Origin of the sequence: Streptomyces sp. 6-11-2 (assembly GCF_006540305.1) — a bacterium.
Taxonomy (GTDB): domain Bacteria; phylum Actinomycetota; class Actinomycetes; order Streptomycetales; family Streptomycetaceae; genus Streptomyces.
Genome location: NZ_BJOR01000002.1, coordinates 107,327 through 131,926 on the forward strand (window position 1 = coordinate 107,327; position 24,600 = coordinate 131,926).

Sequence of the window (24,600 nt, forward strand, 5' to 3'; positions counted from 1 at the left end):
GGTCCTGCTCACCGTCCCCGCCCGGAAGGCGCACGTCTCGGCCGCCCGTCACTTCACGGCGGACCTGCTGGACTGCTGGCGCGTTACCCGGAGCGAGCGGGACGCCGCCGTCCTCATCGTCGACGAACTCGCCGTGAACGCCGCCCAGTACGGCCGTGAGCACATGACGCTGCTGCTCCTCCTCGACCACGACACCCTGCACCTCGTCGTCAGCGGCTCCGGAACCGCCGTGGAGCGCCACCACCGCGAGACGGCCCCGGACGAACACGGCCGCGGCACCGGCATCGTCCGCCACCTCGCGGAGTCGACCGAGGTCCACCAGACGCGCGGCGGCCATGAGGTCCGCGCCTGTCCGCGGTGCCGGGCGTGAGGCGATCCCGTACCCGCCCGGTCGAGGGTGGGGGACGCGGACGAGACGCGGGTACCCGCCTATTCCTCGTCGCCTGTCGTCATCTCCACGTCGATCACTCCGTCGTCCTGGAAGAGCTCGGACGCCAGTTGCGCGGGATCCTCGGTGCCTTCGAGCTCCAGCAGCACCTTCGCGGCGTCGTCGGTGCGACCGGGCAGCCGCTCGACTCTGACCTGGAGGATGCGGAAGCCCCGACGGGTGCAGACCTGCATCAGGCGCGGCAGCAGCGCCGTGCCCGTCCGGTAGGTCAGACGCGCCTCGAAGATGCTGGTGGACGTGCCGGGCATCAGGCGGGTGGACAGCAGGCGCGGATATCCGCGGACGACCAGGAAGTGCACGATGGTGGTCGCCGTCGCGAGGATGGGCAGTCCGCCGCCGCAGGCCATGCCGACGGCGCAGGTCAGCCAGACCGTCGCCGCGGTGGTCAGGCCCCGTACCGCGTCCCGGCGCACGAAGATCAGTCCGCCGCCGATGAATCCGATCCCCGAGACGATCTGCGCCGCCACCCGGGACGGGTCGAACGAGACGTTCTCCAGCCCCAGGACATTGGTGAACCCGTGCTGCGAGACCTCCATCATCAGGGCGCTGGAGATACCGACCAGGGTGTGCGTCCGCAGGCCCGCGCTCTTCTGCTTGGCCTCCCGCTCCCAGCCGATCAGGCTCGACAACAGCAGCGCCAGCCCCAGCTCGGACAGCTGCCGCACGCCCTGCCCGTTGCTCAAGTCCCACAACGACGCCGCCAGCACGCTCACGCGCACCTCCTGATCCGTACGTACTCCATCAAGCCGACATCTACCCCCAACCTGGCACAACACGAGCGGCGCTGCGCGGAGTTCACGCATCGGTTCCGGCCAAAGGGGCAACGAACTGGCCGCCGCGTCCTGTACCGGGTCGCGCCGTCGCGGGCGGTAGCGTTGCGCCTGGACGACCGATTCCTGACGGCGTGTGGGGGCGATCGATGAAGCAGCAGGTGAACCTGGTGACCTTGGGCGTGGAGGACTTGGCGGTCAGCCGCCGGTTCTACAGCGAAGGCCTGGGCTGGACGCCGTTGCTCGATCTCGACGAGATCGTCTTCTACCAGGCCGGCCCGGGGCTGGCCCTGGGCCTCTTCTCCCTGGCCGACCTGGGCGCCGACACCGGGCAGGCGGCAGTGGCCGGCACCCCCTTCACCCTCGCGCAGAACCTCGATACGCCCGCCGACGTGGACGCGGCGGTGGAGCGGGCCCGTGCGGCGGGGGCGACGGTCCTCAAGGAGCCGCAACGCGCGGCGTTCGGCGGCTACCACGCGTACTTCGCCGACCCCGACGGCCACCGCTGGGAGGTGTGCCACAACCCCGGCTGGTCGGTCGCCGACGACGGCACCGTGACACTGACGCCTGTCGAGGCGCCCCACGCGGAGGGCTGACGCCCCTCGATTCCACCAGGGTCGCCGTCGAGGTCGACGGCTTCGCGCAGCCCCTCTCGAAATGAGTTCGCGCGCTGTGCCGCCCTACGCCCGGCCGGAGTGCAGGGTGACCGCGCGGAGAAGGGCGTCGCGGCACGCGAGGACGGCGGGGTGACGGCTGCGGCCACGGCGTACGACGGTGGAGATGCGGCGCGCGCGCTGACCGCGGGGGAGCTGCCGCAGAGCGACCGTGGGGGAGCGCCCGTACCAGACCAGGTCGGGAAGGAAGGCGGCGGCGTGCCTCTGCTCGACGAGGCGCAGGTGGAGCAGCAGGTCGGTCGTCTCGAACCGTACGTCGGGTTCGAAGCCGGCGTTGCGGCACAGGGTCATGGCCCAGTGCCGTGCGGCCGTGCCGTCGGGTTCCATCACCCAGGGGCGCCCATGGAGCGAGCGCAGCGCCGCCATCGGACCGTCGGTGTCCGGGCTGTCGGCCGGATGGGGCAGCGCGAGGTGCAGCGGGTCGTCGAGCAGGTCCTCCTGTTCGAGTTCGGACGGCCGCGGATGGGGGTTACCGGGGTATTCCTCGGCGAGGACCAGATCGAAGTCCCGGGCCAGCAGGGCGGGCAGGGACTTTTCGGGCTCCATGTGCGTGACGTGGACGCGCAGTTGTGGGTGGAGGTCGCGCAACAGGCCGAGCGCGGTGGGGATCAGAGCCAGGGCGGCCGTCTGGAACGAGGCGATACGCAGGGTTCCGGTCAGATCGGACAGCGAGGTGGCGATCTCCGCCTCGGCGCGCTCCAGGCGTTCGAGGACCGCTTCGGTGTGGGCGACGAGGATCTCGGCCTGCGCGGTCAGCCGCACCCGCCGACCGGCCGGTTCCAGCAGCGGGACGCCGACTTCGGCCTCCAGCTGCGAGAGCTGCTGGGAGACGGAGGAGGGGGCGTAGGAGAGGGCGGCGGCGACAGCGGCCAGCGTGCCGCGGTGCTTGAGTTCACGCAGTAGCCGCAGCCGGTGCAGATCGAACATCGCCGGGGGCTCTCCTCGCCGTCACGGAGCGGCCTGCTGAATCATCGGTTTCTCCGATGAGTATAAGTCGAAAACGTGCGCTGGACCGATCGTATGAAGGGCGTGGACCCTGAGCGTGTGTCCGACAACGTCTCCCGCCGTACGCCGCCGTGGTCCGTACGACCCCGGGCCCGCACCTGGCGCTGTGGGCCCGCACCCGCCGAGGTGCGGGGCTTCCATGCCGCGCTGCCGGGCTACTCACCCACTCCGCTGACCGAACTCCCGTCACTCGCATGAGAGTTGGGCGTCGGTCGGGTCGTCGTCAAGGACGAGTCGTGCCGTCTTGGGCTGCCCGCGTTCAAGGCGCTGGGCGCGACCTGGGCGGTCCAACGGACCCTTGCCGAGCGGGCCGAGAGCAGCGGGGAGGCGGGACCGGCCGTGCTGGTGACCGCCATCGACGGCAACCACGGCCGGGCGGTGGCCCGCACGGCACGCCTGCTCGGGCAGCACGCCCACGTCTTCGTGCCGCGGGGAGTGCATCCGCGGGCCGTGGCGGCCATGGCCGCAGAGAAGGCGGAGGTGACCGAGGTCCCGAGGTCCTACGACGCCGTGCGCCGGGCCGCCGAGGCGGCCCGGCGCGCCGGACGCGGTCCTGGTCCAGGACACCGCCTGGCCGGGCTACGAACGGATTCCCGGGTGGATCGTCGAGGGCTACTCGACCCTCTGCGCGGAGATCGACGCGCAACTGGCGGCCGAAGGGGCCGCCGACGGCCCCGACCTCGTCTCCATTCCGGTGGGAGTGGGCTCCCTGGCCCAGGCCGTGGTCACCCACTACCGCAGCCGCCCCTCCGGGCGCGCTCCGGCGCTGCTGTCGGTGGAGCCGCAGGCAGCGGCCTGCGTGCTCGAAAGCCTCACCCGCGGCGAACCCGTCACCGTCACCTGCGGCGACACCACCATGGCGGGACTGAACTGCGGCACCCCCTCCAGCATCGCCTGGCCCTACCTGCGGGGCGGGCTGGACGCCGCTGTCGCCGTCCCCGACATCGACAGTGCCCGCGCGGCCGTCCGCCTCGCGGCCCTCGGGGTCTCCTCGGGCCCCTGCGGAGCCGCCGCGCTCGCCGGTCTCCGCACGGTGCTCACCGGTGCGGGCGGCGAGGAGCGCCGTACGGCCCTGGGGCTCGACGCGACCTCGGTGGTCGTGCTGCTGAGCACCGAGGGCCGGGACGCCGCCCCGTACTCCGTCGCCGATCACTGAACGCGCCACACCGGAAGGACCCCCGTTGACCACTCCCGACAGTCCGATCAGGAGGAGACCGGCGTGCTGACCCACTTCGCAGCCGCGCTCGGTGTCCTCGGCCTGCTGACCGTCGTGCCCGGCCCGGACATGGCGGTGGTCACGCGACGCGCCCTCGTGGCCGGGCCCGGGGACGCGCTGCGCACCGTGGGCGGAATCACGACCGGGCTGCTGCTCTGGGGCGCGCTGAGTGTGGCCGGACTCGCGGCCGTGCTCGCCGCCTCACCCACGGCCTACCTGGTCGTCAAGCTCCTCGGCGCCGCGTACCTGGTCTTCCTGGGCGCGCAGGCGCTGTGGGAGAACCGCCGCGGCGTCTCGCACACCACCCGCACGGGCAGCGGCTCCCCCGCCGTCGGGAGCCCGTGGCGGACCGGCCTGGTCAGCAACGCCCTCAATCCGAAGATCGCCGTCTTCTACTCCGGACTGCTTCCCACCCTGGCCCCGCCGCAGCTGCCCGCAGCCTGGGCCATGACGCTGCTGGTCCTCCTCCATGCCACCCTGACCCTCACCTGGCTGGGCGGCTATGCTCTTCTGCTGTCCAGGGCCGGGCGCGTCCTCGAAAGGCCGGGGACCCGCCGCATACTGGGGCGGACCACGGGCGTCGTGCTGATCGGTCTCGGTCTCGTGGTCGCGACCACGGCCGGCTGACCCCGCGCGTCCCCGGTCCCAGGCGAAACCGAAAGTTAAACCCGCGGTCACCTGCGGTCGGTCCGCGCGACGTCGCGGTAGCGGACAAAGGTAAGTGACCCAAACATGCACAAGAAGGGCGGCACCCCCGTGCCCCACCTGTTGACCTCGCTCCTCACACAAGTGGCGGTCGCCGTGATCGAGGCGCTCGTCATCCGTCTGCTCGTCCAGCTCTGGAACGCCTTCGCCCGCAGCGGCCGCCCGATGACGGCCGCTGCCTGAGGCACCTCGGGCGCATCCCGAGCACCCTGAGCGCCTGATCGCGCACCCTGAGCACCTGCCCTGAGCGCCTGATCGCGGGCAGAACCTCAGTGGCAGTCGCGGGCAGGGACCCTCAGTGGCAGTCGAGCAGTCCCGCGGACTGCTTGGCGGCCAGTATCCGGCGCACGCTGTCGTCGACCTTGGCCCGGAAGGACGCGTCCTGCCGCATCCGGGTCTCTATGGCCTGTGTCATCGCGGGCACGGTGCTCGGCCGCACCGTGAGGATCATGTTTCCGCCCGCCGCGATGAAGTTCACGGCCCGCTGGGCGGGGGTGAAGGACCGGACCGCGACCGCGTTCCCGATGTCGTCCGAGATGACCACGCCCTTGAAGCCGAGCCGGCCGCGCAGCAGCTGACCGATGACCGTCGGTGAGAAGGCCGCCAGATGCGTGGGGTCGATCTTGGTGTAGGTGGCCGACGAGACCATCACGAAGGGGGAGCCGGCCCGTATCCCGGCCCGGAAGGGCTCGAGGCTGGAACTGCTCGCGGTCGTCACCGAGTCCACGACGTTGGCGGTGGTGTCGGTGTTGCCGATCACCTGGCCCAGCCCGGGAAAGTGCTTGAGCGTGGTCAGCACGCCCGACTGCGCGAAGCCGGCGGCGAAGGCACCGGAGTGGGACGTCACGGTTTCCGGGGTGCTGCCGTACTCCCGCTTGAAGGACCCGATGGGCATGTTGCGGGTGCCCAGCGCGGCCGGCACCACGTCGGCGATCGGCGCCAGGTTCAGGTCGACACCCGCGGCCTTCAGCTGCTTGGCCCATCCGGCGGCCTGGCTGCGCAGCGTCGCGGTCGACCAGCTGCCCTGGGTCAGTCCGTCGGGTATGGCCGAGAAGCCGGGGCCGTTCAGCACCTGTACCTGGCCGCCCTCCTGGTCGGTGGCGACCAGCAGACCGACCCGGCGGCCACCGACCTGGTCCGCCTGGCCTCGGAAGCCGTCGACTGTCTTCCTCGTCGCCGTCGTGCCGGCGGTGCTGCGGCCGGTCAGCATGATGGCGCCCACGTGGTTGTCGCGCAGGGTGCGCAGCTGGGCCTGGTCGGGGTGGGCCGCGGAGATCCCGCCCATGAAGAGCTGCCCGACCCGCTGAGCGGCGGTCATGCCGGGGAAGTAGCGGTCGGTGCAGGTGGCCGCCTGGGTCGGCGAGGGGGTGCTCGCGGCGGCGGGGGGCGCTTCCCTGGTGGTGGGGGATCGGGGCGAGTCGCCTATTCGCCCGGGCGTGACCGACGCACCGCAACCGGTGGCGGCCAGCGCCAGGGTGACCAGCGGTGCCGCGTAGCGCAGGGCTGTGGAACGGCGGCTCCTGATCTGCCGGACACGTGATGTCATGGGTTCGTCTCCTGGCCTGTACGGGTGCTGTGGCCTCCCCGCAGCCGCCTGTCTCGCGGCTGTTTCCTCATGGCGGGCCGCGCTCGCCATGACCATCACACGGTACTTTATTGGGCATTTGTCCGCCCCTTCGGTGGCTACGCAGGGTGCCGACGCCTCCAGCGACGGAACGGGCCGGGGCCGGCAGCGGTTGTCGCTGTCGGCCCCGGCCCTGTCGTGCGCGTGTGCGTGCGCTGATCAGTACCGCGTGGGCGGGATCAGTACGCGGAGTTGACGTTGTCGATGGAACCGTAGCGGTGGGCCGCGTAGTTGGCCGCCGCGGTGATGTTGGCCACCGGGTCGGTGAGGCTGTGGGCCGTGCCGGCGACGTGGTAGGCGTTGAACGTGGGGGAGATGACCTGGAGGAGACCCTTGGAGGGGGTGCCCTTGCGGGCGTTGACGTCCCAGTTGTTCTGGGCGTTGGGGTTGCCACCGGACTCACGCATGATGTTGCGGTGCAGGCCCTCGTAGCTGCCGGGGATGCCCTTGGCCTTCATGATGGCCAGGGACTGCTTGATCCAGCCGTCGAGGTTGTTGCTGTAGCCGGCCTTGCCGCTGTAGGCGTGGCTGTCGGTGGAGCGGGCCGCGACCACGGAGGAGGCGTGCACCTGCGTCGCTTCGGCGGCCTGTGCGGGCGACGGCATCAGGGTCAGGGCGGCGGCTGCGGCGCCGGTCGTGGCGATGCCGGTGACGGTGAGGGTGCGCAGACGGGCGAAGCGGGCGGTGCGAGTGGTCGTGGTCATACGGAAGTAACCCTCCAGTGGGGGACGTGGTCGGGGGTGCCGGCCGCAATCGATTGCGGTGGCGTGGGGCGGGGCCCCGCGCTGCACAGACCGAAGCGGGCGGATCCGGCGGAGTTCGCCGGTCGTCCGTCTCGTGGTCCGGAGCAACGACAGCAATGTTTAGCCGTCGGCCGGACGGGGCGCAATGATGTGACGTACTATCCGACTGCGTAGTAAATGCCCGAAATGTTCCACCGTGGGGCTTTCTTTGCTGCTTGGGGCGACATGCTCGCTACGAACCGCCTTAGGACGTGATCTGGCTCCTATGGGTGGCATCACATCCACGGGCCTCTCGAGGCGCTGTCCGGGCCCCGGCGGCGGGGAGACGGAGCGGATGTCGGCGTCCCGGCGGGAGCGCGTCCCCATAAGAGCCGGCTCCCGGAGGGAGGGGGTCCCCACAAGGCGGGAAAAGGGCACCCTCGGTCCAAAGGGTCCCTTTGAGGTTCTCAAAGTAGAAGTGTTAACGTTTCACCGTGAAGACAGCAGCCGCGTACCGCGCAGACGCCTCCTACGGCGTCTGTCGTGTCGTCATGGGCGTACCGCTCGTGGCGCGCCTGCATGTCGATCTCTGCCGCTGCGTGTCCGCGGCTTGTCGCGCCTGACCGCGAACTCATCGATGCAGCGGCGCTGTTGACGTCTCTCCTGCGCGCCGCTCCTGTAAGCCCCTGCTCAAACCCACCTTTTCGCGCGTCCCTACTGGAGTGTGTCCGTGTCCGCGAACACCGCTGATCCGAAGCCCGCGAACTCAGGCTTCCGGATACCCGTCCCCTTCTGGGCCCAAGTACTGCTCGGTCTCGTCGTCGGCCTGATCCTCGGCTTCGTGGCCCGCACCTACGACGTGTCCTGGCTCGCCACCACCCTCGACAAGGTGGGCGGCATCTTCGTGCAGCTTCTGAAGCTGGCCGTGGCACCGCTGGTCTTCTTCGCGATCATGGTGTCGATCACCAACCTGCGGAAGGTCAACAACGCGGCCCGCCTGGCCGGCCGCACCCTCCTCTGGTTCATGATCACCTCGTTGATCGCGGTCGTCATCGGCCTCGTCATCGGGCTGGTCTCCAACCCGGGTTCCGGCTCCGCCCTCACCCCGGCCGACGGCGCCAAGCCGGACCACGCCGGCAGCTGGCTCGACTTCCTCACCGGCATCATCCCGACCGACGTCATCACGCCGTTCACCGAGCTCAACGTGCTTCAGATCGTCTTCATGGCGGTCGTCGCCGGTATCGCGATCCTCAAGATCGGCTCGAAGGCCCAGCCGGTCCTCACGCTCTCCGAGTCCATCCTGGAACTGCTCCAGAAGGCCCTGTGGTGGGTGATCCTGCTCGCCCCGATCGGCTCCGCGGGTCTCATCGGCCGCGCCATCGTGCAGTACGGCTGGAATCTGCTCGGCGACTACGCGACGTTCACCGCCGACATCTACATCGGCTGCGCCCTGGTCCTGTTCGGCGTCTACCCGCTGCTGCTCTCCGTCGTCGGGAAGCTGAACCCGATCCAGTTCTTCAAGGGCGCCTGGCCCGCCATCCAGTTGGCGTTCGTCTCCCGCTCCTCGGTCGGCACCATGCCGGTCACCCAGCAGGCGGCGATCCGTCTCGGCGTCCCGAAGGACTACGCCTCCTTCGCCGTGCCGTTCGGCGCGACGACCAAGATGGACGGCTGCGCGGCCATCTACCCGGCCATTTCCGCGATTTTCGTCGCGCAGATCTTCGATGTGCAGCTCGGCATCAAGGAGTACCTGCTCATCGCCTTCGTCTCGGTGATCGGCTCGGCGGCCACCGCCGGTCTGACGGGCGCGACCGTCATGCTGACGCTCACCCTGTCCACCCTCGGCCTGCCGATGGAGGGCGTGGGCCTGCTCCTCGCCATCGACCCGATCCTGGACATGATGCGCACGGCGACCAACGTCGCGGGTCAGGCCCTCGTCCCGGTGCTCGTCTCCGCCCGTGAGAAGATCCTGGACCACGCGAAGTACGACAACGCCTCGGCCTCCCCGGCCGACCAGGCGGAGAGCCTCTACGACGATCCGAAGCAGGCCGTCCCGGTGTCCGTCTGACGCCCCGCCTCATTCCGGGTTGACAACCTCCTCCGCCCTGACGGCCGTTGGCCGCCAGGGCGGAGGTGCGTTCTCAGGGGTGAGAACCGCGCGCGATGACGGGCGCCGGGGAGTCGCGCAGACGGCACGGATGTCGGCCGAATGTCCCCGGCGCCCGGCACGGCGGCTACTTCTTGTGGCAGCCCCACTTGCCGTGGACCTTCTTGTAGTGCTCACCCTTCGGGCACTTCTTGTGGTGCGGCATCTTGGTGGCGTCCGGTACGGACGCGTGGTGACTGTCGGACACCTTGGCGTTCGCCGGCACCGCGAAGGCGGTTCCTGTAGAGGCCACGGCTGCTCCGCTGGCGAGCATGCCTGCGGCGACGCTGGCGGTCAGAGCGCGTATGATCCTGCTTCGCATGATCGACTGCCTTTCTGTAGTCGGCGTCACTGCCTCTCAGTTCGATTCTTGGCACCGCTCCCCGCAACCCGCATCTCGATCACGAGCAGCCGCGCGCCCGCGAACGCAACTCTGCGCCCTCGTATCAGCCTTGGGACGCCGCGGAAACGCGAGCACACCGCGCGTGCCCGACTCCCGTAAAATTCCCGGTCATGACCGAGCTGCGCGGCGCCTTTGCCGTCCTCCGCCCCACGGCCCGCGAGGACATCCCCGCCCTGGCCGGCATCCGGGCCGCACCGGAAGTACGGGCGCGGTGGAGGGGCGGGGACGACCTCGCGGCGGACATCGTGGCCGATCTGGAGGACCCTCACACCCGGTGCCTGACCGTCGACTTCCGGCAGCGGCCCGTCGGCATGATCCAGTGGCATGCCGAGGAGGAGCCGGACTACCGGCACGCCGGCATCGACATCTTCCTCGATCCCTCGGTGCACGGCAGAGGCCTGGGCACCGACGCCGTACGGACCCTGGCCCGTCATCTCGTCGACACCCACGGCTACCACCGCCTGGTCATCGACCCGGCGGCCGACAACACCGCGGCGATCCGCTGCTACACCAAGGCCGGCTTCCGGCCCGTCGGCATCATGCGCCAGTACGAGCGCGGCACCGACGGCACCTGGCACGACGGCCTCCTGATGGACCTCCTGGCCGACGAACTGGCGCGCTGAGGACCGTGACGCAGCGTGCCGACGTCATCGCCTGACGCTCAGGCACCATCGGCGCTCGCCTTCGTGCCATGCGTCGGTGGGTGTGAGCCCGGCGGCGGTGGCGACGGCGGCGGATGCCCGGTGGTCGGGGTGGATGTGGGCGACGACGGTCCGCACCGGCCGGCGGCCCAGGCGGTCGACGAGTGCCCGGGCGGCCTCGCCGGCGATGCCTCGTCCCTGCCACGGGGTCCCCACCACCCAGGCGAGCTCGGCGGTGAGTCCGTGGCCGGAGGGGCCGACCGTCGCCTGGACCGTGCCCGTCAGGCAGGACTCCTCCCGCAGCCGGATCACCCAGTTCAGCCAGGAGACGGCCGGATCGGGAGAGCCGGCCGTCATGCGCTCGTAGCGCGAGCGCAGGGCTCGCGGGGTGTCCGGCGTGCCGCCGATGAAGGTGTGCAGGGCCGGATCGGACAGCACCACGGCCATCTCCTCGGCGTGCTCGACGTGCAGCGGCAGCAGATCCAGCCGCCTGGTGCCGATGGCGTGGGCCGCGAGGGTGCTCATGCCCGCAACTCAACCATGCGGGCGTCGGCTTCGGCTGCCGGGGAGGCGGTCGGCGGGGACGCGTACCTCTCCGGGACGCGGTGTGCGGACGGCCGGTGTGCGAGGCGGTCGGTGATCCAGCGGGCGGCGAGCAGGCCGGAGGCGGCGGTGAGGGCCGCGGCCGCGATGACGGTGGCGTTCAGGCCGGGGGCGTCTGCGAGGGCACCGGCGACGAGCTCCGGCGGCGTGGCCGACGTCGCGCCAGAACCGGTAGGTCCGCGGCGCGTTGGCCCGCCAGGTGGGGTGCTCATCGGCCGCTCTCCGGCCCGGCGCCGAGGAGGTCGGTCCGGGCGGCGGCGCCCACGGTCAGCGACCCGCCGGTGAACACGCCGAGTGCGGTGCGGCCGCCCAGGACGAGGTACGACAGGGGCTCGTCGGTGCGCCCGGGGTGGCGAGCGCCCGCAGCGTGAGCTTGCCCAGGTCCACCTCGTCACCGTCGTCCGGCGGTGTGTGCGCGAAGGCCCTGTGGCCGGCGGCGGAGGCGAGCACGGTCGCCCCGGCGTCGTGACCGAGCCGCACGGCGCCGGAGAGGAAGCCGGCGTGCGGATGCGTGTCCGCGGCGAACGCCACGTGCGGCCCGCGCCGCTCGGCCACCGCATACGGGGCGCGCAGGTCGCGGCCGGCGTCCATGGCCAGGGCAGGCCCGTCGCCCAGGCCGAGCGGACAGGCGCTGTTGCCCCAGTCCTTCCTCGCCCTACGATATTCCATGGATTTATGGAAGAGTGGGGTCGGAGCCTCACTGCGAGTCTCACTGCGGGGCACGGATCCGTCTCCGGACGGTACAAAGCCTGATCGGAGCCGGTGCCGTGGAGGCGTGCGACCATCCTGCTCTGCCGTCACAAGGAGAAACATGACCGAGAGCCGTGCCCGGAGTCCGTTGGCGCCGTGGACCCCGCCGACCCGATTCGCCGACCGCGCCCAGGTGCCCGACGCCTGACCATCCCTGGCCGTCCGGCCCGTACCCCTTCCCCCGTACCCCCTCCCACCGTGTGGCGGGAAGCGCCCTCCACTGAAAGGAGCCCCACCCGTGACGAGCACCGCAGCTCCGTCCACCCTCGCCGCCGGCCCCGACGTGCAGCGCCGCATCCTGAAAGTCCTCGTCGCCTCCCAGGTCCTCAGCGGCGCCGGGCTCGCGGCGGGCATCACCGTCGGAGCCCTGCTGGCCCAGGACATGCTCGGCACCACGGGTCTGGCCGGACTGCCCAGCGCCCTGTTCACCGCGGGCAGCGCGCTCGCCGCGATAGGCGTCGGCCGTATATCCCAGGCCCGGGGCCGCCGCCCGGGCCTGGCCGCCGGATACCTCACCGGTGCCGTCGGCAGTGCCGGCGTCCTCGCCGCCGCGGGTCTCGGCAGCCCCGTCCTGCTGTTCATCGCGCTGTTCGTCTACGGCGCCGGGACCGCCACCAACCTCCAGGCCCGCTACGCCGGAGCCGACCTCGCCGCCCCCACCCACCGCGCCCGCGCCGTGTCCACCGTCCTGGTCGCCACCACCCTCGGCGGTGTCGTCGGCCCCAACCTCGCCGCCCCCACCGGCGACCTCGCCGCCGCCCTCGGCATTCCCCGCCTGGCCGGACCCTTCCTTCTCGCCGGGGCCGCTTACGCGGCGGCCGCCGTCGTCCTCGCCCTCTGGCTGCGTCCCGACCCCCTCCTGCTGGCCCGCACCCTCGCCGAAGCGGAGCAGGACCCCACCGTGTCGCCGGCGCAGGCCCGCCCGGCCGTCGAGGGGGCACCGGCGAAGCCGCGCGGCGGCGTCGTGCTCGGAGCCCTGGTCATGATCCTCACCCAGCTCGTCATGGTCGCGGTGATGACCATGACCCCGGTCCACATGCACGACCACGGCCACGGCACAGCCGCCTCCGGGCTGGTCATCGCCATCCACGTCGGCGCGATGTACCTGCCTTCGCCGCTGACCGGCCGCCTCGTCGACCGCTACGGCCGCATCGCGCTCGCCGCCGCCTCCGGAGTCACCCTTCTCGTCGCGGGCCTGGTCGCCGCCGTCGCCCCCGGCGACTCCATCGCCCTGCTGGCGCTCGCCCTGGCGCTGCTCGGCCTCGGCTGGAACTTCGGCCTGGTCTCGGGGACCGCGATCATCACCGACGCGGTGCCGCTGGCGACCCGTGCCAAGACCCAGGGCATGGTCGACGTCTCCATCGCCATCGCGGGCGCCACCGGCGGACTGGCCTCCGGCATCGTCGTCGACCTCGCCGGCTATCCCGTCCTCGCCCTGACCGGTGGTGTTCTCGCCCTGGCCGTCCTCCCGGCCATCGCCGTCACCGCCCACAGCCGGTGAACCGGTGAAGAGGACGGCACGGCCGCCCGTACGGCGAACGCCACGACCCACAGCTGTCCGGCGGCAGCCCGGGTACCATATTCCATAGATTTTTGGAGGAAAGGGAGGAGATCATGGCGGAGACGGCCACGAAGGCGCGGCTCTACGACGCGTTCGCGGCCAGCGGGAAGGCGCTGGCCAGCGGGAAGCGGCTGGAACTGCTCGACCTCCTCGCCCAGGGCGAGCGCACGGTCGACGCGCTCGCGAAGGCGGCGGGACTGAATCTGACGACCGCTTCCGCGCACCTCCAGACCCTCAAGCAGGCCGGGTTCGTCAGCACCCGGCGTGAGGGCGTACGCATCCACTACCGGCTCGCCGGTGACGACGTCGCCGAACTGTTCGCCCTGCTGCGCAAGGTCGCCGAGACCCATCAGGCCGGTGTTCCGGCCGCCCGCGACGCCTACCTCGGCGACGGCGGCGGCCGCACGGTCACCCGGGACGAGCTGCGGACCCGCGCGGAATCCAAGCAGGTGGTGCTCCTGGACGTCCGCCCGGTCGAGGAGTACCGGGCGGGGCACATTCCCGGTGCCGTCTCCATCCCCGTCGAGGAACTGGCCGACCGCGTCGGTGAACTGCCCGAGGACGCCGAGGTGGTCGTCTACTGCCGTGGCGAGTACTGCGTCCTCGCCCACGACGCCGTCCGCCTCCTCACCGAGAACGGCCGCCGCGCCATCCGCCTCAACGACGGGATGCTCGAATGGCGCCTGGCGGAGCTGCCCGTGGACGCGGGAGCCGGCGCATGATCCACCGTCCGCCGCCGCACCCGGGCCTGACCGGCGGACCGGTCTACCTCGACTACAACGCCACCACACCCGTCGACCCACGCGTCGTGGAAGCGATGCTGCCCCACCTGACCGGCCACTTCGGCAACCCCTCCAGCACCCACCCCTACGGCAGCGAACCCCGCAGCGCCCTCACGGCGGCGCGTGCCCAGGTCGCCGAGCTGATCGGTGCCCGCCCGGGCGAGATCGTCTTCACCTCCTCCGGCTCCGAGGCCGACCTGCTCGCCCTGCGCGGAGCCACCCTGGCCGCCACCCGGACCCGCCCCCACGTCATCACCCAGGCCACCGAACACCCCGCGATCCTCGCCACTTGCCAGGCCCTCGAACTCCTCCACCACGCACGGATCACGGTGCTGCCCGTCGACCGCGAGGGCCTGGTCGACCCGGCCGCGCTGACCGCCGCGCTCGACGACGACACCGTGCTGGTCTCGGTCATGGTCGCCAACAACGAGACCGGCGCCCTCCAGCCGGTGAGGGAACTGGCCGACGCCGCTCACCGGGCCGGAGCGCTGCTCCATTGCGACGCCGCCCAGGCCGTCGGGAAAATCCCGCTGGACGTACGGGAGTTGGGCGCCGACCTGCTCACGGTCGTCGGGCACAAGATGTACGCGTCCAAGGGTGCGGCCGCCCTGTTCGTGCGCGACGGTGTGCGACTGGAGCCGGTCGTCTACGGCGGCGGCCAGGAACGCGGGCTGCGCGCCGGCACCGAGAACGTCGCCCTCGCCGTCGCCCTGGGCGCCGCCGCGCAGCTCGCCGCCGACGACCTCGCCGACGGTGCGCACGAGCGGATCAGGGGCCTGCGCGACGAACTGCACCAGCGACTCGTCGATGCCCTGCCCGGGCGGGTCCGGCTCAACGGACCCGTGGAACAGCGGCTGCCCAACACGCTGAACATCGGCATCGACGGCGTACCGGGACACCGCGTTCTGGACGGCGCACCCCGGATCGCCGCCTCGACCGGCTCCGCGTGCCACAGCGGCATCCACACCCCCTCGCCCGTCCTCACCGCCATGGGCACCGACCCCGCGCGGGCCCTGGAAGCCGTCCGGCTCTCCCTCGGCCGCTGGACCACCCGGGACGAGATCGGGGCAGCCGCGACCGCGATCGCCGCCGCGGTGAACGTCTTCGCGGCAGGCACCCGGTGACCGCCGCCGGCGAGGCGGACATTACGGTCGACGGCACCGGACTCCTGTGCGTCACCCTCCTGCTCGGACTCCGTGCCGCCATCGAAGACGCCGCCCCCGGCACCCACGTACACGTCATGGCCACCGACCCCGCGGCCCCGCTCGACCTCCCCGCCTGGTGCCACATGACCGGCCACCACTACCTCGGCCCCGTCCCGAACACCGCCGAACCCCCGGTCTACGCCCTCCGCCTGACCACCGACGCGCGCCCGACCCACCCCGATGCCCCCTGGCACACCACCGAACCGTCCGCCGGCCGACGGGAGTTCACGTGAACCCGACGTTCGAGGACAGCGCCCGGACGAGCGCACGCATCGTCGCCCGTCCGGACTCCGGGCCCTCGGGTCCAGGGCGTTCCTCCCTCGGCTCCCTGGAGACGCCCCCGCCGGGGCGGTCAGATCTGGACGCCCGGGCGGTGTTGGGGACCGCGTGGGCCGTAGTCGATGTCCGCCATGCGGTGTCCGGATTCGACGGCGGTCGGCGGTGCGTCGTACTTGTCCATGACGGCTTCGATGAAGAGCATGCTGTCGTGCGGTGAGGCCAGCGCCTCCTTCAGTTCGTCCGGGGTCCGTACCACGGCCGTCCGGGCGTTCGTCCCCGGATGGAGGACCTTGGGCAGGTCGGCGTAGGCCCAGTTGGCGATGTCGTTGAAGCGCCCGTCCTTTCCGCAGATGGTGCGCTCGATGGTGTAACCGCCGTTGTTGATCAGGAAGATGACGGGCTTCAGGTCGTGCCTGAGCATGGTCGACACCTCCTGCGCCGTGAGCTGGAAGGATCCGTCGCCCACGAACAGCAGGTGGCGGCGTTCCGGTGCGGCCAGGAGCGTGCCCAGGACCGATCCCACGCTGTAGCCGATCGAACCCCAGACGGCCTGGGTGACGATGGAGCACCGCGGCGGCAGGTCCAGGCCCCAGCAGCCGGCCTCGGAGGTGCCGTCCTCGGCGATGAGCACGTCGCCCTCGCGGACGAAGTCCTGGACGATGCTCCAGTACGCCGCCTGGGTCAGCGGGTCGGATCCCGCCACCGTACTGGGTTCCCGTGGTGTGCCGGCCGGCCGTGCGTATCCGGACTCCTTGGCCGGGGCGCCGTCGGCGACCCGGCGGAGCAGTTCCTTCAGGTAGACGCCCTGGTAGCTGTCCGGTCCGATGTCCACGCTGTCACCGCGGGCGTCGATCCGTCCCGCGGGGAGCGCGTCGCTGAAGCCGCCGCAGGTGGTGTCCACCCGCCGTACTCCGATCGCCAGCAGCCCGTCGCTGTTCTCCACCGCCTCGCGGATCTCGGGCTTGCTGCCCGAGCCCGCGTAAAGCCCCAGGAAGTACGGGCTGTTCTCGTCGACGATCCCCTTGCAGGTGTACATGGCCGCGATCGGGGCCTTCAGCTTGGCGGCCAGCTCCAGCAGTTCACCGGTCACCTGGAAGCGGTCGGCATCGAGGTCGAGGAGGATCGCGGGCGAACGGGCGTTGGTGAGGCGCGCGACGATCGCGTCGGCACACGCCGTCAGCCGCTCCGGGTCGCTCTTCGGTATCGCCGGCACCAGCGGTTCCGCCGGAACCTCGACGTCCAGGTGCGCGATGTCGGAGGGCAGCTCCAGGTAGACCGGGAGCTTGCGCTGCCAGGCGGTCAGGATGAGCCGGTCGATCTCCCGCACGGCGTTCTGCGGTGTCAGCCGGGCCTGTGCCGCGGTGACCTGTGCGTAACCGCGCAGCACGTCGTCGTACTCGGGCTCCCCGGAGGTGTGGTGCATCCGCAGCTTGCGGTCCAGCGCCTTCAACGGAACCGATCCGCAGACGCAGATGACGGGAACGTGCTCGCTGTAGGCGCCCGCGACACCGTTGATGGCGCTCCACGCCCCGACGCCGTGCGTCACGACGAGTCCGGAGATCCCGTTCATCCGCGCGTATCCGTCGGCGGCGTAGGCGGCGTTCAACTCGTTGCAGTTGCCCACCCACATGAAGTCGTGGCCGTCCTCCATCTGAAGGAGGAACTCGAGGTTGTAGTCACCCGCGACGCCGAACAGGTGCCCGATGCCCACCTCCCGCAAGCGACGCAGGAGGAAGTCACCGATACTCGCCGTTGACGGCGCGGTCCTGGATGATGCGGTCGTGGTCGTCATGGTGTCCGTCCCCTGTCAGGCCGTTCGTCGGGCCCCCCGACTCAGGTCGCCCCCACGGCAATGGCCCGTTCGGCGGCTTCGCGCAGCACCCGGGCGCTCTTCTCCAGGGCCCGTCGCTCCTTGGGCGTCATGGCGGGCTCGTGCATCTGCTGGACGCCGCCCGCTCCGAGAACGCTGGACAGGGAGAGCGTGACCCCGTGGGCGGAGGAGTGAGCGGCCACCGGCAGCACCGCGCGTTCGTTGCGCAGGACCGCCTCGACGAGCCGGGCGGAGACGGCGCCGATGCCGTACTGGCTCGCGCCGGTGCCCTCGATGATGGTGATGTTGGCGTACCGGATGTCGTTCTCGACCTCTTCGCGTATGTCCTCGACCGACCGGCCGTCCTGGGCGAGCAGTTCGGCGACGGGAATGCCGCCGACACCCGCCGAGGACCACAACAGCACCTCGGAGGTGCCGTGTTCGCCCACCACAAGGGCCTGCACGTCACGTGGCCGCACCCGCAGGCGGTCGGCGAGCTGCACACGGAACCGGAGACTGTCGATGAGGGTGCCGGTCGAGAACACCCGGTCGTGCCCGGCGAGATGACGGGTGAGGTCGGCCAGCGGGTCCGGTGGGTCGGTGACCACCATCAGCACCGCCTCCGGCGCGACCGCGACCACCCGGGGGACGACGTCGGCGAAGACCTTGGCATTGGTCTCCAGCAGCCGCAGGCGACCCTGGGGCTCGGACCGGTCGGTGGCGCCGCCGGCCTTCTCGTTGACGCCCGCGGTGATGGCGACGACGGCGGCGTCGGCCAGGTCACCGTAGCCACCGGAGCGTACGTCGACCGTGGGGGACAGCGGAGCGGCGTAGCGCAGGTCGGCGGCCACGCCGTCGGCGCGGGCGGTGTCGCGGTCGATCAGCACGATCTCCCGGCAGGTTCCCCCTCGTTCGACCAGGGACAGCGCCGTGGCCGACCCGACCGCGCCGACTCCCACGACGGCGGCTTTCATGCCCACCCCTCCGCGGGTGCGGACGGGGGAGTCGACCCCCGCGCGGGCACGACGGCTTCGCCGGTGTACACGAGGAAGGTCAGCGTCTCCTGGAAGTACAGCCGGATGCTGGTGTCGTCGTGCGACAGGTAACCGATGGACAGGTCCTGGCCGAGGCGCAGTTCGAAGTCCCCGCCCCGCGTCGACAGCAGGAAGGCCCCCTCGATGGCGGGTGCCCAGACGATGTCGCCGTCCAGCAACCGGGCGATGTGTTTGATGATCGGGTAGCCGTAGTCGGACGTCTCGCTGACAGCGGTGTACGCCGCGGCGCTCAGCGCCAGGGCGTACGGGCCGCCGACACCGGCGAGCCGCAGCACGGTCAGGGCCTTGCTGACGATGTCCGGGTACTGGCGCGCCTCGGCCGGCAGGTTCAGGGCGGAGTGGGACGAGCTCTCCCGCAGACCGGCGATGTCCGCGGACGGATAGCCCTCGAACACGGCGCGGTCCTCGGCGAAGGCGATCTGCCGGGCCGCGTCCTTGACCGGCTGCCAGTCCGCGTCCTTGGCACCCCGCGCGACATCGTCGACCTGCTGCCGGTCCACGGTGAACGGCACCCGCAGCTCGACCAGCGGCTGGAACCGGCGTAGCCGCGTCTCGACCCCCTCGGCCGGCGCCGCCACGGTCCGCAGGTGCCCGGTCCCCACACCGGCCGGCTCAGGACCGCACGGCTCGGGCACGTCGACGATACGGCGGGCCGCGACGTGCCGCTTGAACGTACGCCGTGCCTCCTCCTCCAGATCGGCCCACGCGGCGGCGGAGATGGGTGCAAGTTCACGATGCAGATTGTCCATCGCGGGTGCTCGCCTCCTGTCACATCCTCAGATCGCCGATCCCCAGCGAGCCGTCCACGGCCGGCGGCCGGACCGCCGCAGGCACGGGCTCCGTCTCCTCGACTCCGCCGCCCTCCTGGCCCTCCTGGCCCTCCGCGCCCTCGCGCGCGGCCGGCGCATCGGGGAGGTCGTCGAGGAAATCACTGGTGGGCACGGAGAACAACGACCCGGTCACCGCGGTGGAGAAGTCCAGGATCCGGTCGTGGGTGGCCGGCGGATCGCCCAGGAACATGCGCTCCAGCATCCGCTCGATCACGGCCGGCGTCCGGGCGTAACCGATGAAGTACGTACCGAACTCGCCCTGCCCCACGGTCCCGAAGGGCATGTTGTCACGCAGGATCTCGTGCTTCGTCCCGTCCGGGTCCTCGATGGTGGTCAGCGCCACGTGCGAGTCGGCCGGCTTGACCGCGTCGTCCAGTTCGACGTCGGACAGCTTCCTGCGCCCGATCACCAACTCCTGCGCCTCCACCGGCAGGGCGTTCCACGCCTCCAGATCGTGCACGTACTTCTGCACGATCACATAGCTGCCCCCGGCGAACTCCGGGTCCTCGTCACCGATCAGGACCGCCGTGTCCGCCGCCCGGCCCGTGGGGTTCTCCGTGCCGTCCACGAATCCGAGCAGGTCACGTACGTCGAAGTACTTGAAGCCATGCACCTCGTCACGCACGGTGACGACGTCGCGGATCCGCTCCATGATCTCGGCGGCCAGCGCGAAGCAGAGGTCCGGGCGGGCCGCGCGGATGTGGAACAGCAGGTCGCCGGGGGTCGAGACCGCCCGGTGCCGGGCTCCGGCCAGCTCGCGGAAACGATGCAGCTCTGCCGGACGCGGACCCGCGAACAGGCGGTCCCACGCCTCCGAGCCGATGCCCACGACCACGCTCAGTTTCCCGTCCGGCGCCCGGAAACCGACCGCCCGCTGGAGCCCGTTCAGTTCGGACAGCGTGTCCCGTACGACCGGCTCGCCACCCCGGTCGATGGTCGCGACCAGGAAGATCGCCGCGCCCGTCAGCGGGGACAGCACCGGCTGGGGCTCCGGGGCCCGGGAGTGTGCGCACATGGAGCACGCCCCTTCCTGACGGTCACGGGCGGGCACCTGTTCACCGTATGGCGCGAGCCCGGCACCCGCCACCGCGCCCCCGGGCGGGCCGCCGGCGGCCTCCGTACAGGCGTCGCCGCGAACCTCTCCGGGGGAAGTCCGGCGACCGGTTTGACTTGCCGTGTGCTCGTGGGAGTCTGGAGGAACGGCGGCCGGCGGGGCGGACGGCCGGGTGAGGACCAGTGGGCGTTCCTTCTGTGAGAAGACGTGCGATGAACGACACAGCCGACTTCACGCGGTGGCTCAAGAGTCACACCGACGAGCTGAACCGTCTGGGTTCCTTCGCCCGCGCCGTTGCGAACGACCCCCACTGGCCCGCGGCGGCGACCGTCGAGACGTACCGGGAGTACCTGGAGGGCCGCGGGGCCGCCCCGGAGGTGATCGACACCCTGCGTCAGGCCTGGAACGAGTTCCAGCACCAGCCTCACTCCCACTGAGGGCACGCCCACGGAGGGCACGGGTGTGCGCTCAGACGTGCGCCACGGGTTCCGGGTGCTCGTGCTCGCAGGTGTCGCCGATGCCGTAGGTGTCCCAGACGGGGAACGGGTCGACGGGCGGCAGGCTTTCACCGTCGGCCATGAGGCAGTCGCCCAGTGCCGCGTGCAGCGCGTCCGCGCGCAGACGCGTGCCGATGAAGACCAGTTCCTGGCCTTCCGGGCCGTCGGTGTCGCGGGCGCCGGAGGGCTCGAAGCGTGCGACGGAGCCGGCCTGTGACCACAGGCCCGTCACCTGCCCCCGGCCGGCCAGTGTGAAGAACCCCTTGGACCGCAGAACCTCGCCGAACGCGCCGCTGTCGAGCTTCTCGGTCACGAACGTCCACAGCCGGCCTGGGTGGAACGGCAGTTCGGCGCGGAAGACGGTCGAGGAGATCCCGTACTCCTCCGTCTCGGGGACGTGGTCGCCGTTGAGCTCCCGCACCCAGCCGGGGGCCTGTTGGGCGCGTTCCAGATCGAACAGCCCGGTGCCCAGTACGTCTGCGGCCCGCACGCGGCCGTGGACGGCCGGGACGACGCGCGCCACCGGGTTGAGGCGGGTGAGCGCCGCCCGAAGCCGGTCCGCCGACTCCTCGTCGACGAGGTCGAGTTTGTTGAGCACGATGACGTCCGCGAACTCGACCTGGTCCATCAGCAGGTCGCTGACGGTGCGTTCGTCGTCCTCGTACTGGTCCAGGCCGCGCTCGACGAGTTCGTCGCCGCTGGTCAGCTCGGGCAGGAAGCCGGCGGCGTCGACGACCGTGACCATGGTGTCCAGGCGGGCGATCTCGCCGAGGGTGGCACCGTCGTCGCGGGCGAAGGCGAACGTCGCGGCCACCGGCATGGGTTCGGAGATGCCGGACGACTCGATGAGCAGGTAGTCGAAGCGGCCCTCGCGGGCGAGCCGGTCGACCTCCTCGAGCAGGTCGTCGCGCAGGGTGCAGCAGATGCAGCCGTTGGTCATCTCGACCAGGCGTTCCTCGGTGCGTGACAGGGCCGCCTCGCCGCCGCGCACCAGGGCGGCGTCGATGTTGACCTCGCTCATGTCGTTGACGATGACCGCGACGCGCAGTCCCTCGCGGTTGCCCAGGACATGGTTGAGGAGGGTGGTCTTGCCCGCGCCGAGGAAGCCGGACAGGACGGTGACGGGGAGTCGGTCGGAAGCCATGGACGGTCAGCCCTCGGGGCGCAGCAGCCCGCGCTCGTAGGCCTTCACCAGTCGCTGGGGCACGAGGTGCGCGACGCCGTCGACGGTGATCGGGACGAGCGCCGGCGTGGCCGCCTTCCACTGGGCGCGGCGGTGGCGGGTGTTGCTGCGGGACATCTTGCGCTTGGGAACGGCCATGGGGTCCTCCTGGTTCGGTGGTCACGTTCGGTGAGCAACCAGGAGGCTACATGAAAACGAATCTCATTACTATTTTGATGTGAGGTGGGACTTCCGAGGCCGGCGTCCTCGGGAGGTCGCCGGCCGCTCGAGGCCTGCCGGCTGTGTCAGTGGTCGTCCCAGTGCCCCTCGTGGGCGGCGTGGCGGTGTCCGTCGTGCACGTAGTCGACGTGACCCTCGTGGGGTACGGCCATGTGTCCGCAGCCCTCGCCGTGCTGGTGGTCGTGGTGGGCGTGGGTGGCGTGGCCGGCGGTCACGCACTCGTCGGTGTGGCCGTCGTGGGCCTTGTGAAGGTGCCCGTCATGCACGTAGTCGACGTGGTCGCCGTGCGGGAAGGCGGCGTGTCCGCAGCCCTCGCCGTGGGTGTGGGCGTGGTTGTCGTGAGTGCGGTGTTCGGCGGCGGTGGTCATGCGCTGCTCCTGGGGGTGCCGTTCGGCGGCCGGCGGGCGGTGCTGCCGCGGGCCGTGCGTCGTGAAGTCAATATAGGGCGATTCGTTCATATCTGCGGGAAATGTCGCGGCGGCTGGAGTGTGCGGTCGGCCCGGTCGAGGGGTCAAGGCAGCTGTTGGCGGGTCGGCGCTCGGGCGCATTATTGCTGCTATCGTGCACTTGCAACTCATGTGCAATAACTCGAAGGATGATGCTGGACATGGCGGTCTACACGCTCCCGGAGCTCCCGTACGGCTACTCGGCGCTCGCCCCGGTCATCAGTCCCGAGATCATCGAGCTGCACCACGACAAGCACCACGCGGCCTACGTCAAGGGCGCCAACGACTCACTGGAGCAGCTGGCCGAGGCGCGGGACAAGGAGTCGTGGGGCTCGATCAACGGTCTGGAGAAGAACCTGGCCTTCCATCTGTCCGGGCACATCCTCCACAGCATCTACTGGCACAACATGACCGGCGACGGCGGCGGTGAGCCCCTGGAGACGGACGGCGTGGGGGAGCTGGCCGGCGCCATCACCGAGTCGTTCGGCTCCTTCGCGGGCTTCAAGGCGCAGCTGTCCAAGGCCGCGGCCACGACCCAGGGTTCGGGCTGGGGTGTGCTCGCGTACGAGCCGCTGAGCGGCCGTCTGATCGTGGAGCAGGTCTACGACCACCAGGGCAACATCGGGCAGGGCTCCACCCCGGTCCTCGTCTTCGACGCCTGGGAGCACGCCTTCTACCTTCAGTACAAGAACCAGAAGGTGGACTTCATCGAGGCGATGTGGCAGGTCGTCAACTGGCAGGACGTGGCCAAGCGCTACGCCGCCGCCAAGGAGCGCGGCGACAGCCTGCTGCTCGCGCCGTGACGACCGTCGTGACGACGTAGTCCCGCGGATGTCCTGCCAGTGATCGTCTTCTCACCCGTCACCGGCAGGCGCACAGCGAAGTGCTCCCCCTGGCACGCTGCCCGGGGGAGCACTTCCGCTTCCCTCAACCGGTCAATGTCTCGAAGCCCGAGTCGTCGCAGTAGGACGCCGCACGGGTCTCGGACCCCGGGTCCATCCGTTCCTCACCCGGCCCCGGTGCTGTCAACGGGACTCGGAGAGCAGCGCGTTGAGTTCCGGGAAGGTGATGCCGCCGGACAGGGAGTCGTAGTCACCGGTGTCGAAGAGCTCCCGCGCGGCGCGGCGGGCGGCAGCGTACGCGGCCTGCGCCACGCCCGGGCCGAGGCTGACGCGGGCCACACCGAGGGCACCCAGCTCGGCGACGCTCGGGGCACCGGGGCCGGCCATGACGTTCAACGGCACGGAGATGCCCTCGGCCAGCGCCGCGATCGTGGCGGTGTCGGAGACACCGGGAACGAAGATGCCGTCCGCGCCGGCGTCTACGTACCGGCGCGCGCGGGCCAGGGTCTCCTCCAGCCGGGTGACCGGGTCCCCGAGCCCCAACAGGTACGTGTCGACACGGGCGTTGAGGAAGAGTTCCACCCCCGCGCGCTCGGCGGTCCGCCGGGCGACGGCCAGCCGCGTCGCGAGCTCGTCCGGGGCTCGGGTGCCGTCCTCGATGTTGACGCCGACAGCCCCCGCCGCGAGCACCCCGGTGATGGTCTCGGCGACCTCGGCCGCGTCCTGCCCATACCCGCCCTCGATGTCGGCGGTGACCGGAACCGCGACCGCGGCGGCGACGCGGGAAATCACCCCGAGCGCTTGATCGCGGGCGAGGACGTCACCGTCCGGCGAGCCCAACGACCAGGCGACGCCCGCACTCGTGGTGGCGATCGCGGAGGCCCCCGCGGACTCGATGACCCGGGCACTCGCGACGTCCCAGGCATTGGCGAGCGCGAGCGGCGCGCCGGGCGTGTGCAGGGAACGGAAGAGCTGGGCTTTGGCCGACTGCGTGGTGGTCATGCACGGAGTCAAACACGCCCGCCGGCCGTTCTCCGGCAAGAAACCGACACCGACGTCGACTCCTCCACCGCTCCTCCGTCCTACGCCGCTTTTGCGCCAGGACGCTTGAAGACCTGCTGCTCGTGCCG

At 71.0% G+C, this 24,600-nt stretch carries 30 protein-coding genes and 1 pseudogene; 15 read left to right on the forward strand and 16 right to left on the reverse strand.

The features are described 5' to 3' along the window. Positions 1 to 4 precede the first annotated feature (4 nt). Positions 5 to 370: an ATP-binding protein gene (locus TNCT6_RS36595; RefSeq protein ID WP_301184440.1), complete on the forward strand. Its 366-nt coding sequence runs from the start codon at positions 5 to 7 to the stop codon at positions 368 to 370. 59 nt (positions 371 to 429) lie between these two features. Here TNCT6_RS36595 and TNCT6_RS36600 read toward each other — a convergent pair whose 3' ends face one another. After that, entirely contained in the window at positions 430 to 1,161 is a 732-nt protein-coding gene (locus TNCT6_RS36600) for an MgtC/SapB family protein (protein ID WP_172633278.1), read from the reverse strand. 206 nt (positions 1,162 to 1,367) lie between these two features. On the opposite strand from TNCT6_RS36600, the gene TNCT6_RS36605 reads away from it, so the two are divergent. Further along, a complete protein-coding gene (locus tag TNCT6_RS36605) occupies positions 1,368 to 1,814 on the forward strand; it encodes a VOC family protein (RefSeq protein ID WP_141367336.1) in 447 nt (148 codons plus the stop codon). Between the two features lie 84 nt (positions 1,815 to 1,898). Here TNCT6_RS36605 and TNCT6_RS36610 read toward each other — a convergent pair whose 3' ends face one another. After that, a complete protein-coding gene (locus tag TNCT6_RS36610; protein ID WP_141367338.1) occupies positions 1,899 to 2,819 on the reverse strand; it encodes a LysR substrate-binding domain-containing protein in 921 nt (306 codons plus the stop codon). A 117-nt stretch (positions 2,820 to 2,936) separates the two neighbouring features. Between TNCT6_RS36610 and TNCT6_RS41430 the strand changes: the two genes are divergently transcribed. The 5 genes and pseudogenes from TNCT6_RS41430 (at position 2,937) to TNCT6_RS40295 (ending at position 5,001) form a co-directional block, all read left to right on the forward strand. Beyond that, a complete protein-coding gene (locus TNCT6_RS41430) occupies positions 2,937 to 3,095 on the forward strand; it encodes a hypothetical protein (protein WP_253266503.1) in 159 nt (52 codons plus the stop codon). A 3-nt stretch (positions 3,096 to 3,098) separates the two neighbouring features. Next, positions 3,099 to 3,392: pseudogene (locus TNCT6_RS41435) on the forward strand (pyridoxal-phosphate dependent enzyme); the annotation flags it as partial. 151 nt (positions 3,393 to 3,543) lie between these two features. After that, positions 3,544 to 4,053: a pyridoxal-phosphate dependent enzyme gene (locus TNCT6_RS41440; RefSeq protein WP_253266565.1), complete on the forward strand. Its 510-nt coding sequence runs from the start codon at positions 3,544 to 3,546 to the stop codon at positions 4,051 to 4,053. Positions 4,054 to 4,116: 63 nt separating this feature from the next. Further along, on the forward strand, positions 4,117 to 4,740 hold the full coding sequence (locus TNCT6_RS36620) for a LysE family translocator (RefSeq protein ID WP_141367340.1): 624 nt from the start codon (positions 4,117 to 4,119) through the stop codon (positions 4,738 to 4,740). A 105-nt stretch (positions 4,741 to 4,845) separates the two neighbouring features. Beyond that, complete coding sequence (locus tag TNCT6_RS40295; RefSeq protein ID WP_172633279.1) at positions 4,846 to 5,001, forward strand: hypothetical protein; 156 nt, start codon at positions 4,846 to 4,848, stop codon at positions 4,999 to 5,001. A gap of 112 nt (positions 5,002 to 5,113) precedes the next feature. On the opposite strand, the gene TNCT6_RS36625 is transcribed toward TNCT6_RS40295, so the two are convergent. Both TNCT6_RS36625 and TNCT6_RS36630 read right to left on the reverse strand, forming a co-directional pair. Continuing rightward, on the reverse strand, positions 5,114 to 6,364 hold the full coding sequence (locus TNCT6_RS36625) for a glycoside hydrolase family 3 N-terminal domain-containing protein (RefSeq protein ID WP_141367342.1): 1,251 nt from the start codon (positions 6,362 to 6,364) through the stop codon (positions 5,114 to 5,116). A 257-nt stretch (positions 6,365 to 6,621) separates the two neighbouring features. After that, a complete protein-coding gene (locus TNCT6_RS36630; protein WP_141367344.1) occupies positions 6,622 to 7,146 on the reverse strand; it encodes a transglycosylase SLT domain-containing protein in 525 nt (174 codons plus the stop codon). Positions 7,147 to 7,894: 748 nt separating this feature from the next. On the opposite strand from TNCT6_RS36630, the gene TNCT6_RS36635 reads away from it, so the two are divergent. Next, positions 7,895 to 9,232, forward strand: a complete 1,338-nt coding sequence (locus tag TNCT6_RS36635) for a dicarboxylate/amino acid:cation symporter (protein WP_141367346.1) — start codon at positions 7,895 to 7,897, stop codon at positions 9,230 to 9,232. Positions 9,233 to 9,398: 166 nt separating this feature from the next. Here the strand turns inward: TNCT6_RS36635 and TNCT6_RS36640 are convergent, their stop codons facing one another. Beyond that, the gene (locus TNCT6_RS36640) at positions 9,399 to 9,632 is read right to left on the reverse strand and encodes a hypothetical protein (RefSeq protein ID WP_141367349.1); all 234 of its coding nucleotides are present in this window, start codon (positions 9,630 to 9,632) and stop codon (positions 9,399 to 9,401) included. A gap of 191 nt (positions 9,633 to 9,823) precedes the next feature. On the opposite strand from TNCT6_RS36640, the gene TNCT6_RS36645 reads away from it, so the two are divergent. After that, complete coding sequence (locus TNCT6_RS36645) at positions 9,824 to 10,336, forward strand: GNAT family N-acetyltransferase (protein ID WP_141367351.1); 513 nt, start codon at positions 9,824 to 9,826, stop codon at positions 10,334 to 10,336. A 24-nt stretch (positions 10,337 to 10,360) separates the two neighbouring features. Here TNCT6_RS36645 and TNCT6_RS36650 read toward each other — a convergent pair whose 3' ends face one another. Genes TNCT6_RS36650 through TNCT6_RS36660 form a run of 3 tightly spaced genes read right to left on the reverse strand, consistent with a single transcriptional unit; the run spans position 10,361 to position 11,626 of the window. Then, entirely contained in the window at positions 10,361 to 10,879 is a 519-nt protein-coding gene (locus tag TNCT6_RS36650) for a GNAT family N-acetyltransferase (RefSeq protein WP_141367353.1), read from the reverse strand. Continuing rightward, positions 10,876 to 11,169, reverse strand: a complete 294-nt coding sequence (locus TNCT6_RS36655) for a hypothetical protein (protein ID WP_216372871.1) — start codon at positions 11,167 to 11,169, stop codon at positions 10,876 to 10,878. Before TNCT6_RS36655 ends, TNCT6_RS36650 begins: the two co-directional genes overlap by 4 nt. A gap of 55 nt (positions 11,170 to 11,224) precedes the next feature. Next, positions 11,225 to 11,626 carry a hypothetical protein gene (locus TNCT6_RS36660; protein ID WP_216372872.1) on the reverse strand — a complete coding sequence of 134 codons (402 nt, stop codon included), beginning with the start codon at positions 11,624 to 11,626 and terminating at the stop codon, positions 11,225 to 11,227. 319 nt (positions 11,627 to 11,945) lie between these two features. Between TNCT6_RS36660 and TNCT6_RS36665 the strand changes: the two genes are divergently transcribed. From TNCT6_RS36665 to TNCT6_RS36680, 4 genes are all read left to right on the forward strand, one after another. Then, complete coding sequence (locus tag TNCT6_RS36665; protein WP_141367355.1) at positions 11,946 to 13,208, forward strand: MFS transporter; 1,263 nt, start codon at positions 11,946 to 11,948, stop codon at positions 13,206 to 13,208. Positions 13,209 to 13,321: 113 nt separating this feature from the next. Further along, complete coding sequence (locus tag TNCT6_RS36670; RefSeq protein ID WP_141367357.1) at positions 13,322 to 13,990, forward strand: metalloregulator ArsR/SmtB family transcription factor; 669 nt, start codon at positions 13,322 to 13,324, stop codon at positions 13,988 to 13,990. Continuing rightward, entirely contained in the window at positions 13,987 to 15,174 is a 1,188-nt protein-coding gene (locus tag TNCT6_RS36675) for a cysteine desulfurase family protein (protein WP_141367359.1), read from the forward strand. Before TNCT6_RS36670 ends, TNCT6_RS36675 begins: the two co-directional genes overlap by 4 nt. Next, positions 15,171 to 15,488, forward strand: coding sequence for a sulfurtransferase TusA family protein (locus TNCT6_RS36680; protein ID WP_141367361.1), 318 nt, complete (start codon positions 15,171 to 15,173; stop codon positions 15,486 to 15,488). Before TNCT6_RS36675 ends, TNCT6_RS36680 begins: the two co-directional genes overlap by 4 nt. A gap of 119 nt (positions 15,489 to 15,607) precedes the next feature. Here the strand turns inward: TNCT6_RS36680 and TNCT6_RS36685 are convergent, their stop codons facing one another. From TNCT6_RS36685 to TNCT6_RS36700, 4 genes are read right to left on the reverse strand one after another with little or no spacing between them, the layout of a single operon-like run. Continuing rightward, positions 15,608 to 17,326 carry an alpha-keto acid decarboxylase family protein gene (locus tag TNCT6_RS36685; protein WP_141367363.1) on the reverse strand — a complete coding sequence of 573 codons (1,719 nt, stop codon included), beginning with the start codon at positions 17,324 to 17,326 and terminating at the stop codon, positions 15,608 to 15,610. A 41-nt stretch (positions 17,327 to 17,367) separates the two neighbouring features. After that, a complete protein-coding gene (locus tag TNCT6_RS36690; RefSeq protein WP_141367365.1) occupies positions 17,368 to 18,318 on the reverse strand; it encodes a lactate dehydrogenase in 951 nt (316 codons plus the stop codon). Continuing rightward, the gene (locus TNCT6_RS36695; RefSeq protein WP_141367367.1) at positions 18,315 to 19,148 is read right to left on the reverse strand and encodes a family 1 encapsulin nanocompartment shell protein; all 834 of its coding nucleotides are present in this window, start codon (positions 19,146 to 19,148) and stop codon (positions 18,315 to 18,317) included. Before TNCT6_RS36695 ends, TNCT6_RS36690 begins: the two co-directional genes overlap by 4 nt. Positions 19,149 to 19,167: 19 nt before the next feature. Continuing rightward, the gene (locus TNCT6_RS36700) at positions 19,168 to 20,244 is read right to left on the reverse strand and encodes a Dyp-type peroxidase (RefSeq protein ID WP_141367369.1); all 1,077 of its coding nucleotides are present in this window, start codon (positions 20,242 to 20,244) and stop codon (positions 19,168 to 19,170) included. Positions 20,245 to 20,495: 251 nt separating this feature from the next. Here TNCT6_RS36700 and TNCT6_RS36705 point away from each other — a divergent pair, with 251 nt between their 5' ends. Beyond that, positions 20,496 to 20,720 carry a YozE family protein gene (locus TNCT6_RS36705; protein WP_141367371.1) on the forward strand — a complete coding sequence of 75 codons (225 nt, stop codon included), beginning with the start codon at positions 20,496 to 20,498 and terminating at the stop codon, positions 20,718 to 20,720. Positions 20,721 to 20,751: 31 nt separating this feature from the next. Here TNCT6_RS36705 and TNCT6_RS36710 read toward each other — a convergent pair whose 3' ends face one another. The 3 genes from TNCT6_RS36710 to TNCT6_RS36720 all read right to left on the reverse strand — a co-directional run bounded on the left by TNCT6_RS36710 (position 20,752) and on the right by TNCT6_RS36720 (position 22,550). Then, positions 20,752 to 21,924, reverse strand: a complete 1,173-nt coding sequence (locus TNCT6_RS36710; RefSeq protein ID WP_141367373.1) for a GTP-binding protein — start codon at positions 21,922 to 21,924, stop codon at positions 20,752 to 20,754. Positions 21,925 to 21,930: 6 nt separating this feature from the next. Then, positions 21,931 to 22,101, reverse strand: coding sequence for a 50S ribosomal protein L32 (gene rpmF, locus TNCT6_RS36715; protein WP_141367375.1), 171 nt, complete (start codon positions 22,099 to 22,101; stop codon positions 21,931 to 21,933). 146 nt (positions 22,102 to 22,247) lie between these two features. Further along, positions 22,248 to 22,550, reverse strand: a complete 303-nt coding sequence (locus tag TNCT6_RS36720; RefSeq protein WP_141367377.1) for a hypothetical protein — start codon at positions 22,548 to 22,550, stop codon at positions 22,248 to 22,250. Positions 22,551 to 22,789: 239 nt separating this feature from the next. Here TNCT6_RS36720 and TNCT6_RS36725 point away from each other — a divergent pair, with 239 nt between their 5' ends. Then, on the forward strand, positions 22,790 to 23,431 hold the full coding sequence (locus TNCT6_RS36725; protein WP_141367379.1) for a superoxide dismutase: 642 nt from the start codon (positions 22,790 to 22,792) through the stop codon (positions 23,429 to 23,431). A gap of 222 nt (positions 23,432 to 23,653) precedes the next feature. Here the strand turns inward: TNCT6_RS36725 and TNCT6_RS36730 are convergent, their stop codons facing one another. Next, positions 23,654 to 24,472, reverse strand: coding sequence for an isocitrate lyase/phosphoenolpyruvate mutase family protein (locus TNCT6_RS36730; protein WP_141367381.1), 819 nt, complete (start codon positions 24,470 to 24,472; stop codon positions 23,654 to 23,656). Between the last annotated feature and the right edge of the window lie 128 nt (positions 24,473 to 24,600).

What these genes read in the sequence shown, in the direction of transcription:
- TNCT6_RS36710 (WP_141367373.1), bottom strand. Translation starts at nt 21,924, where the DNA reads ATGGCTTCCGACCGACTCCCCGTCACCGTCCTGTCCGGCTTCCTCGGC.
- TNCT6_RS36685 (WP_141367363.1), bottom strand. Translation starts at nt 17,326, where the DNA reads ATGACGACCACGACCGCATCATCCAGGACCGCGCCGTCAACGGCGAGT.
- TNCT6_RS36660 (WP_216372872.1), bottom strand. Translation starts at nt 11,626, where the DNA reads ATGGAATATCGTAGGGCGAGGAAGGACTGGGGCAACAGCGCCTGTCCG.
- TNCT6_RS36610 (WP_141367338.1), bottom strand. Translation starts at nt 2,819, where the DNA reads ATGTTCGATCTGCACCGGCTGCGGCTACTGCGTGAACTCAAGCACCGC.
- TNCT6_RS40295 (WP_172633279.1), top strand. Translation starts at nt 4,846, where the DNA reads ATGCACAAGAAGGGCGGCACCCCCGTGCCCCACCTGTTGACCTCGCTC.
- TNCT6_RS36630 (WP_141367344.1), bottom strand. Translation starts at nt 7,146, where the DNA reads ATGACCACGACCACTCGCACCGCCCGCTTCGCCCGTCTGCGCACCCTC.
- TNCT6_RS36730 (WP_141367381.1), bottom strand. Translation starts at nt 24,472, where the DNA reads ATGACCACCACGCAGTCGGCCAAAGCCCAGCTCTTCCGTTCCCTGCAC.
- TNCT6_RS36690 (WP_141367365.1), bottom strand. Translation starts at nt 18,318, where the DNA reads ATGAAAGCCGCCGTCGTGGGAGTCGGCGCGGTCGGGTCGGCCACGGCG.
- TNCT6_RS36720 (WP_141367377.1), bottom strand. Translation starts at nt 22,550, where the DNA reads ATGACCACCGCCGCCGAACACCGCACTCACGACAACCACGCCCACACC.
- TNCT6_RS36725 (WP_141367379.1), top strand. Translation starts at nt 22,790, where the DNA reads ATGGCGGTCTACACGCTCCCGGAGCTCCCGTACGGCTACTCGGCGCTC.
- TNCT6_RS36625 (WP_141367342.1), bottom strand. Translation starts at nt 6,364, where the DNA reads ATGACATCACGTGTCCGGCAGATCAGGAGCCGCCGTTCCACAGCCCTG.
- TNCT6_RS36670 (WP_141367357.1), top strand. Translation starts at nt 13,322, where the DNA reads ATGGCGGAGACGGCCACGAAGGCGCGGCTCTACGACGCGTTCGCGGCC.
- TNCT6_RS36695 (WP_141367367.1), bottom strand. Translation starts at nt 19,148, where the DNA reads ATGGACAATCTGCATCGTGAACTTGCACCCATCTCCGCCGCCGCGTGG.
- TNCT6_RS36700 (WP_141367369.1), bottom strand. Translation starts at nt 20,244, where the DNA reads ATGTGCGCACACTCCCGGGCCCCGGAGCCCCAGCCGGTGCTGTCCCCG.
- TNCT6_RS36640 (WP_141367349.1), bottom strand. Translation starts at nt 9,632, where the DNA reads ATGCGAAGCAGGATCATACGCGCTCTGACCGCCAGCGTCGCCGCAGGC.
- TNCT6_RS36645 (WP_141367351.1), top strand. Translation starts at nt 9,824, where the DNA reads ATGACCGAGCTGCGCGGCGCCTTTGCCGTCCTCCGCCCCACGGCCCGC.
- TNCT6_RS36705 (WP_141367371.1), top strand. Translation starts at nt 20,496, where the DNA reads ATGAACGACACAGCCGACTTCACGCGGTGGCTCAAGAGTCACACCGAC.
- TNCT6_RS36650 (WP_141367353.1), bottom strand. Translation starts at nt 10,879, where the DNA reads ATGAGCACCCTCGCGGCCCACGCCATCGGCACCAGGCGGCTGGATCTG.
- TNCT6_RS36675 (WP_141367359.1), top strand. Translation starts at nt 13,987, where the DNA reads ATGATCCACCGTCCGCCGCCGCACCCGGGCCTGACCGGCGGACCGGTC.
- TNCT6_RS36605 (WP_141367336.1), top strand. Translation starts at nt 1,368, where the DNA reads ATGAAGCAGCAGGTGAACCTGGTGACCTTGGGCGTGGAGGACTTGGCG.
- TNCT6_RS36655 (WP_216372871.1), bottom strand. Translation starts at nt 11,169, where the DNA reads ATGAGCACCCCACCTGGCGGGCCAACGCGCCGCGGACCTACCGGTTCT.
- rpmF (WP_141367375.1), bottom strand. Translation starts at nt 22,101, where the DNA reads ATGGCCGTTCCCAAGCGCAAGATGTCCCGCAGCAACACCCGCCACCGC.